Below are 6777 nucleotides of genomic sequence, written 5' to 3' on the forward strand. Positions count from 1 at the left end.
CCCGTGGTGCGGGCAATGAGGTCCCAGTTGAAGGCCGCCGGCGTCGCCGCCAGGCCAATGGCCAGGAAAGCCAGCGCCCCCTGCCCGGCTAGACCCGGCAAACCATCGACGATGGCGACGATGAAGGTGGCGCTGATCACGTAACCGAAGCCGGCGCAGAAGTAGGACGCCATGAAGATGCCGAGGAACAGTGGGCTCGGCGGGTTGTCGTGCATAGGCACGCCGGTTTTCGTCACGGCGCTGGTATCCGGCGCCGGCAGCCAGGCCAGCGCCGGCACAATGAGCAGACAACCGATGGCGGCAAAGGCAAACCATTGTTCACGCCAGTCGAAGGCGCCACTCATCAGCCAGACCGCCACGGCGCAACCGGAAATCCCCAGCCCGATGCCGCCGAAATGAATACCCAGTTCCGGCCGATGATTGTGACGAATCAGCCAGTTGAGGATGAGCCCGGTGCCGAGCAACATGCCGGCCGCGCTGGACAGGCCGGCGATGAAACGCGACGCCATCCAGACCAGCGGATCAGCCGTCAGGCCCATCATCAGGGTGCTCAAGATGGCGACCACGAGGCCAATCCGGTAGAGCTTGTCCTTGAGCACGAGATCGCTGATCAGCGAGGCAACCAGCGCGCCACACAGGTAGCCGGCGTAGTTGAGCGCCGCCACCCAGCCGGCTTCGGCCAGTCCGAGTCCGGCCTGCTGCTGCATCAGCGGCAACAGCGGCGTGTAGGAAAAACGGGCGACACCAAAGGTCAGCAGCAGGCTAAAAATCCCGGCGCTCAACACCTTGAGGCGTTCTCTCTGCGAGTTCATGGGGCAGCCTTTCGTGATTGATGGCGGAACGATAAACAGGGTAAAGTATCAATTCAAATGATTTGTTTAGAAACAACCATTCGTTTTTTGAGATAACACATGGAACTCGTCGCCCTCCGTACCTTTCAGGCCGTCGTCGAAGAAGGCGGCATCCTCGCCGCCTCGCGCAAGCTCAACACCGTCCAGTCCAACGTCACCGGGCGCATCCGGCGGCTGGAAGAAGAGCTCGGCGCCGAACTGTTCATCCGCAAGGGCCGCGGCCTTGAGCTCGCGCCGTCGGGCAAGGTGCTGCTCGATTACGCACACCGCATGCTCATGCTCGAACGGCAGACGGCCAGCGCCATCCGGCAGGTTGGCGAAAGCACCGGCGAACTCCGCATCGGGGCCATGGAAACCTTCGCCGCCCTGCATCTGCCGAGCGCGCTCAAAGCCGTGCGGGCCGAACACCCCGGCCTCGAACTGCGGGTCACGACGGACACCACGAGCAGGCTGACCGACAAAATCCTCGACCACAAACTCGACTGCGCCTTCGTCGCCGGCCCGGTCATCCACCCCGACCTGCAATTCGATCAACTGGTCGTCGAAGAACTGGTTCAGGTGCACGCCGCCGGCACCGAGCCCGTGCTGCTGCCGCTCATCCTCTTCCGCGAAGGCTGCGCCTACCGCACGCGCGCCGTCGCCTGGCAACGCGCCCAGGGCCACGCGGTAGCCGACGCCATGGAATTCGGCACGCTCGAAGGCATCCTCGGCTGCATCGCCGTCGGCCTCGGCTGGACGCTCATGCCGCGCCGCGTTGTCGAGCAATCGAGCCACGCCGCCGATCTGGTCATCGCAACGGTGCCCGATGAATTCAGCCAGGTGCCGACCGGCATGATTTACCTGCGCGAAGCGCGGGTAATGGCAGCGCTGAAGACCTTGAGCGACAGCGTCACCGCTTCGGCCAACAGGAAGCGCGGCTAGGATTTAAGCAGTTCTTCGCGCGAGCCTAGCCAGCGTTTAAGGTGGCGCTCGGCCAGTTCGAGGTGCTCGGTCAGCATTTCCTCGGCCACGTCGCGCGCCATCGCGACGAGATCGGCGTCCATCTCCAGATCGGCGTAGCGCAGCAGCGGCACGCCGCTCTGCCGCGCCCCGACGAATTCGCCGGGGCCGCGAATTTGCAGATCCTGGCGGGCAATCTCGAAGCCGTCGGTGTTCTCGAAAATGATCTTCAGCCGCTGGCGGGCGACCTCACCGAGCGGCCCGGCGTAGATCAGCACACAGCTCGATTCGTACTTGCCACGCCCGACCCGGCCGCGCAACTGATGCAGTTGCGACAGGCCAAAACGCTCGGCGTGCTCGATGACCATGAGGCTGGCATTGGGCACATCGACGCCGACTTCGATGACCGTCGTCGCCACCAGCACGTCAATATCGCCGGCGGCGAAGGCGGCCATCACGGCCTGCTTTTCGTCGGCTTTCAGGCGGCCATGCACCAATCCTACGGTCAACCCGGAAAATTGCTCAAAAAGGAAATCATAGGTTTCCTGCGCCGTCTGCAACTGCAGCGCCTCGGATTCTTCGATCAACGGGCAAACCCAGTATGCCTGCCGGCCTTCCTCAACCGCCTTTTTCACGAAACCAACCACGTCGTCACGCCGGTTGTCGGCGACCAGCCGCGTCTTGATCGGCGTCCGGCCGGGTGGCAACTCGTCGAGCACGGTGACATCGAGATCGGCGTAATAGCTCATGGCCAAGGTGCGCGGAATCGGCGTCGCCGACATCATCAACTGGTGCGGGTTGTCGCCCTTTTTGCGCAAGGCCAGGCGCTGGGCGACGCCGAAGCGGTGCTGCTCATCGACAATCGCCAGCCCGAGCCGGGCGAAATCGACGCCGTCCTGGATCAGCGCGTGCGTGCCGACGACCAGCTGCGCCTCGGCCGCCGTCGCCGCCAGTTGCTCGCGTTTGGCCTTGGTTTTCAGGCTGCCGGAGAGCCATGCCACCTTGACACCGAGCGGCTCCAGCCAGTCCTTCAATTTCAGATAATGCTGCTCGGCGAGGATTTCAGTCGGCGCCATGAAGGCCGCCTGCCAGCCGGCCGAAATGGCCTGACACGCCGCCAGCGCGGCAACGATGGTCTTGCCGGCGCCGACATCACCCTGCAGCAGGCGCTGCATCGGATAAGGCTGGGCCAGGTCATCGGCGATTTCGGCCATCGCCCGCAATTGCGCGCCGGTCAGACCGAAGGGCAGGCTGTCGAGCAGGCGCGCCCCGAGATCATCCCGTGCCACCAGCACCGGCGCGCCCTGCTCGCGGCGGGCGAGATAGGCGCGGCGCAGCGACAGTTGCTGAGCCAGCACTTCATCGAATTTGACGCGCCGCCAGGCCGGGTGATTGCGGGCATGCAGTGTGTCGAGATCGGTGCCGGGTGGCGGCGTGTGCAAAAACCGCAGGCTGCGCGCCAGCCCGGGCAATTTCAGACGCTGGCGCAGTTCTTCGGGCAGCGTTTCAGACAGATCGCCAACCGCCAGCGCCTTGCCGATGAGTTTTTGCAGCGCCGAATTGGCCAATCCCGCGGTCGACGGGTAAATCGGCGTTAATTCAGCCGGCAGCGGCTCGTCATCACGGACCTTGCGAAAACGCGGGTGCACCATCTCGGCACCAAAGAAGCCGCCGCGCACTTCGCCAAACGCCCGGATGCGCGAGCCTTCGCTAAGCGCGGCCTGTTGATTCGGATAAAAGCTGAAAAAGCGCAGCGTGATCTCGCCGCTATCGTCAGCCGCCCGCACGATCATCTGCCGGCGTGGCCGGAACTGGATTTCGTTGCTGTGGACGACGACCTCGACCTGCACCGACTCGTTGCCAAAACTCCGATTGACTGGCGTGATGCGCGTTTCGTCCTCATAGCGCAGCGGCAGATGCACCAGCAAATCGGCCTCGCTATGGAGGCCGATCTTGGCGAGCTTCTTCTGCAGCGCCTCGGCGGCGCGAATGGGCGGAGAAGCCGGGGCCGGCGCCCCCGCTGTCGTCATCGGGAGAAGATCAGCCGATGAACATCACGGCATCGGCCTCAACCAGCGCGCCGCGCGGCAATTCCTTGACACCAACGGCCGCCCGGGCCGGGAACGGCTCGCTGAAGTACTTGGCCATCGTTTCATTGACCTTGGCAAAATTGGCCAGATCGGTCAGGAAAACGTTGAGCTTGACCACATCGGCCAGCGAACCGCCAGCGGCTTCGGCTACGGCCTTCAGATTGTCGAAAACGCGAACGATTTGCGCATCGATCCCGTCTACCATCTGCATGGTGGCCGGATCGAGCCCGATCTGCCCAGACATGTAAACGGTGTCGCCGACGCGCACGGCTTGCGAATAGGTGCCGATGGCGGCCGGGGCATTCGGGGTGGCAATGATGGTCTTGGCCATGAGTCAGTTTCCTGTATCCAGATTGCAAAACCCTATTTTACCCATGAACCCACGTATCGAATCCCTGGAAAAAATGCTCGACGGCCCGCGCGACGGCGCCCTGCTCCGCTTCTCGCTCGGCAACGAATATCTCAAGGCCGGCGACCCGGCCAAGGCAGCCGAACAATTCCGCGCCGCCGTCGACCGCGACCCGAACTATTCCGCCGCCTGGAAAGCCCTCGGCAAGGCCCTGGCCGAAGCTGGCAACCACGCCACGGCCTTGGCTGCCTATGAACGCGGCATCGTTGTCGCCGAAACCAGGGGCGACATTCAGGCGGCCAAGGAAATGACCGTTTTTGCCAAACGGATTCGCCGGGGGCTGGCGGAACAGGCGAAATGAAGGCCCAACGAATTGTTACAAACCATTCCGCCACTCACGTAGTCCACACGAGAGGTCGCCGCGTTAATTGCCTACACAACCACCGGATGTACTTCCCATGAAACTCTCGCAAAAGCTTCTCCGCCTTGGCCTCGCTACCGCACTGATCGGCGGACTGGGTGCCTGCGCAGTGGCACCTTATCCGGTGGGCTATCACCGGCCACCGCCGGCGTATGTCGAAACCTATCCGGGCTATGGCCAACCGAGCGGAACGATTTACTACAACTCCGGGTATCGGCATTACGACGACCGTGGCGGCCGGTACTACGATGATCGCGGTGGCCGCTATTACGATGACCGCCGTTATGAGGAACCCCGTCGTCAGGCGGCGCCGTTGCCGCCGCCTCTGCAGTTGCACCGCGATGTCCGACGCAGCCTCGGCTTGCCCCGCCTGCCGGGCATGCCTTGAGAGCGCCTAATTTTTGCCCCTGGGCGGCACGAGGATGGTCTCGACGCCCAGTTCCTTGAGTTTCGCCTGCGCCGCCTCGGCCTCGCGCTTGGTCTTGAACGGCCCGACCTGAACGCGGGTTTCCAGCGTGGATGGAACACCGCTCAGGGTTAGCCGGGCATGCAACTCCTCGGCACGTTGGACGCTCGAAAACACACCGGCCTGCAACAGGAACCCAGAGAACAGGCGAGACACGACCGGCGGCATGACAGAAGGCGCGGAACGCGCTTCAACGATGCGCGCCGGTTTGGGCGGCGCAGGCTCCGCCGGAACGGCGGCGTGTGGCGGCGGCAGGATATTGGATGGCGCCGTGGTCGCCTCCGGCACCGGCGGCTGAACGACAACCGGCGATGGTGACTTTTTGCTGGATGCTACGGTCGACGGCAATTTTGGCCGATTTTCGACAACCGCCTCCGGCTTAGCCTCGACCACACTCGCGGGATGCACCTCGACCTGCGGTGGCGGCGGTGGCTCGGCCGGCCCTGACTTTTCAGGCTCCGGCGGCGCTGGCAGGTTTTCGGCTGGGGTCACCGGCTGCGATGTTTCTTTTTTCGGGGCAACCGGCACGGGCTGGGTGAATACCTGCTCTTCCGATTCGTCCGGCGCCGTGGCCAGGTAATCGAAGAAGGCCAGCACGCCGAGCAGAACAGCCACCAGTACGCCAGCCACGGCCAGGCGGGCAAGCAGTTTGCTGCGAACCTCGCCGGCCTCTGCTTCGCTTTCGGGAACTTCCGGTTTTTCTGCCATTGCCACCCTCAACGTTCCTGACTTTTGGCCAGCGCCACGACCAGTTCGGCCTCGGCGCGGGCAATGCCGCACCGTTCGGCGATTGCCGCCGGATCGTATCCCGAAACCGCCATCTGCATCGCGTCGCCATAAATCGGCGAAACGGTCTGGCCGGCGCGCAGATGGGCCAGCTCTTGCTGCATGTCCTGGCGCAAAGCAGCCAGCTCGCCGCGAATGGCATCGACTTCGTCACGCATCTGGGCCAGTTCCTGCTCAAGCCCGCTACGCAAGGTATCTCCGGCCAGGCCCGCCGAGGCCTGCGCCCAGTTGTCATCGGCATCAGCCGAAGTCTCAGGCTGCCTCTCATCCGCTTCGTCGCCCGGCATGACCGACGGAACTGCTTTTTCTTTAACCATCTGGCGATTGTGTGGCAGGAGCATGCGCAGCAAGACGAACAGCATGTAGGCGGCGACCAGCGCGATCAAGCCGATCACGCCTTCGCGCAGCCCGAGCGTCATGCTTCCCAGTTCAAGCGCCGGCAATTTGGCCTCGGCCGCGACAGCTTAGAAACCCACCGAATATTGCACGCCAATGATATGGGCGCTGGCGTCGTACTTGCCCTGCAGGGCCCCCTGCGAAATGCTCGGATCGATAACATAAAGGTAGGTGTAGCCGAGATCGAATTTTCCGACGGCCCCCGCATTCCACTGGCCACCAAGCGACAGCCACAGACGGTTGTTGTCCGGGACGCGCGGCGAGCGATATTCGTCACGAACCGGCGTACGGTCGAAGGCGATGCCGAACTTCAGCTTGGCTTTATCGGTCGCCTTGTAGCCGGCACCCCAGGCGAAACGCCAGGCGTTTTCGTATCTAAAGGTTTCGCTGCTCAACAACAGACTGTCACTGCTTCTCAGCACATTGAGCGACTGAAGGGAGTTCCAGCGCGTGTAGGAAAGGTCGCCCATCGCTTCCCA

General features: G+C 63.3%; 9 protein-coding genes. 3 read left to right on the forward strand and 6 right to left on the reverse strand.

The window, feature by feature from the left end:
- Positions 1-812: YbfB/YjiJ family MFS transporter (locus tag ADADOO_RS16855; RefSeq protein WP_511278670.1), on the reverse strand; the 812-nt coding region annotated here is incomplete at its 3' end.
- A 99-nt stretch (positions 813-911) separates the two neighbouring features.
- Here ADADOO_RS16855 and ADADOO_RS16860 point away from each other — a divergent pair.
- Positions 912-1772 carry a LysR family transcriptional regulator gene (locus ADADOO_RS16860; RefSeq protein WP_511278671.1) on the forward strand — a complete coding sequence of 287 codons (861 nt, stop codon included), beginning with the start codon at positions 912-914 and terminating at the stop codon, positions 1770-1772.
- On the opposite strand, the gene recG is transcribed toward ADADOO_RS16860, so the two are convergent.
- Both recG and ridA read right to left on the reverse strand, forming a co-directional pair.
- Complete coding sequence (gene recG, locus ADADOO_RS16865; protein WP_511278672.1) at positions 1769-3820, reverse strand: ATP-dependent DNA helicase RecG; 2052 nt, start codon at positions 3818-3820, stop codon at positions 1769-1771. The genes ADADOO_RS16860 and recG overlap by 4 nt on opposite strands.
- A 10-nt stretch (positions 3821-3830) precedes the next feature.
- Complete coding sequence (ridA, locus tag ADADOO_RS16870) at positions 3831-4211, reverse strand: deaminase RidA (RefSeq protein ID WP_511278673.1); 381 nt, start codon at positions 4209-4211, stop codon at positions 3831-3833.
- A 43-nt stretch (positions 4212-4254) separates the two neighbouring features.
- Here ridA and ADADOO_RS16875 point away from each other — a divergent pair, with 43 nt between their 5' ends.
- Together ADADOO_RS16875 and ADADOO_RS16880 are read left to right on the forward strand one after the other, a co-directional pair.
- Positions 4255-4590 (forward strand): tetratricopeptide repeat protein, encoded by a 336-nt coding sequence (locus tag ADADOO_RS16875; RefSeq protein WP_511278675.1) that lies wholly within the window; start codon positions 4255-4257, stop codon positions 4588-4590.
- A 97-nt stretch (positions 4591-4687) separates the two neighbouring features.
- Complete coding sequence (locus ADADOO_RS16880; RefSeq protein ID WP_511278676.1) at positions 4688-5038, forward strand: hypothetical protein; 351 nt, start codon at positions 4688-4690, stop codon at positions 5036-5038.
- 6 nt (positions 5039-5044) lie between these two features.
- Here ADADOO_RS16880 and ADADOO_RS16885 read toward each other — a convergent pair whose 3' ends face one another.
- The 3 genes from ADADOO_RS16885 to ADADOO_RS16895 all read right to left on the reverse strand — a co-directional run.
- Complete coding sequence (locus ADADOO_RS16885; protein ID WP_511278677.1) at positions 5045-5824, reverse strand: SPOR domain-containing protein; 780 nt, start codon at positions 5822-5824, stop codon at positions 5045-5047.
- Between the two features lie 8 nt (positions 5825-5832).
- Positions 5833-6321 (reverse strand): DUF2802 domain-containing protein, encoded by a 489-nt coding sequence (locus ADADOO_RS16890; RefSeq protein WP_511278678.1) that lies wholly within the window; start codon positions 6319-6321, stop codon positions 5833-5835.
- A 45-nt stretch (positions 6322-6366) separates the two neighbouring features.
- Positions 6367-6777: OmpP1/FadL family transporter (locus ADADOO_RS16895; RefSeq protein ID WP_511278679.1), on the reverse strand; the 411-nt coding region annotated here is incomplete at its 5' end.

The organism is Azonexus sp. (assembly GCF_036170495.1).
GTDB lineage: Bacteria > Pseudomonadota > Gammaproteobacteria > Burkholderiales > Rhodocyclaceae > Azonexus.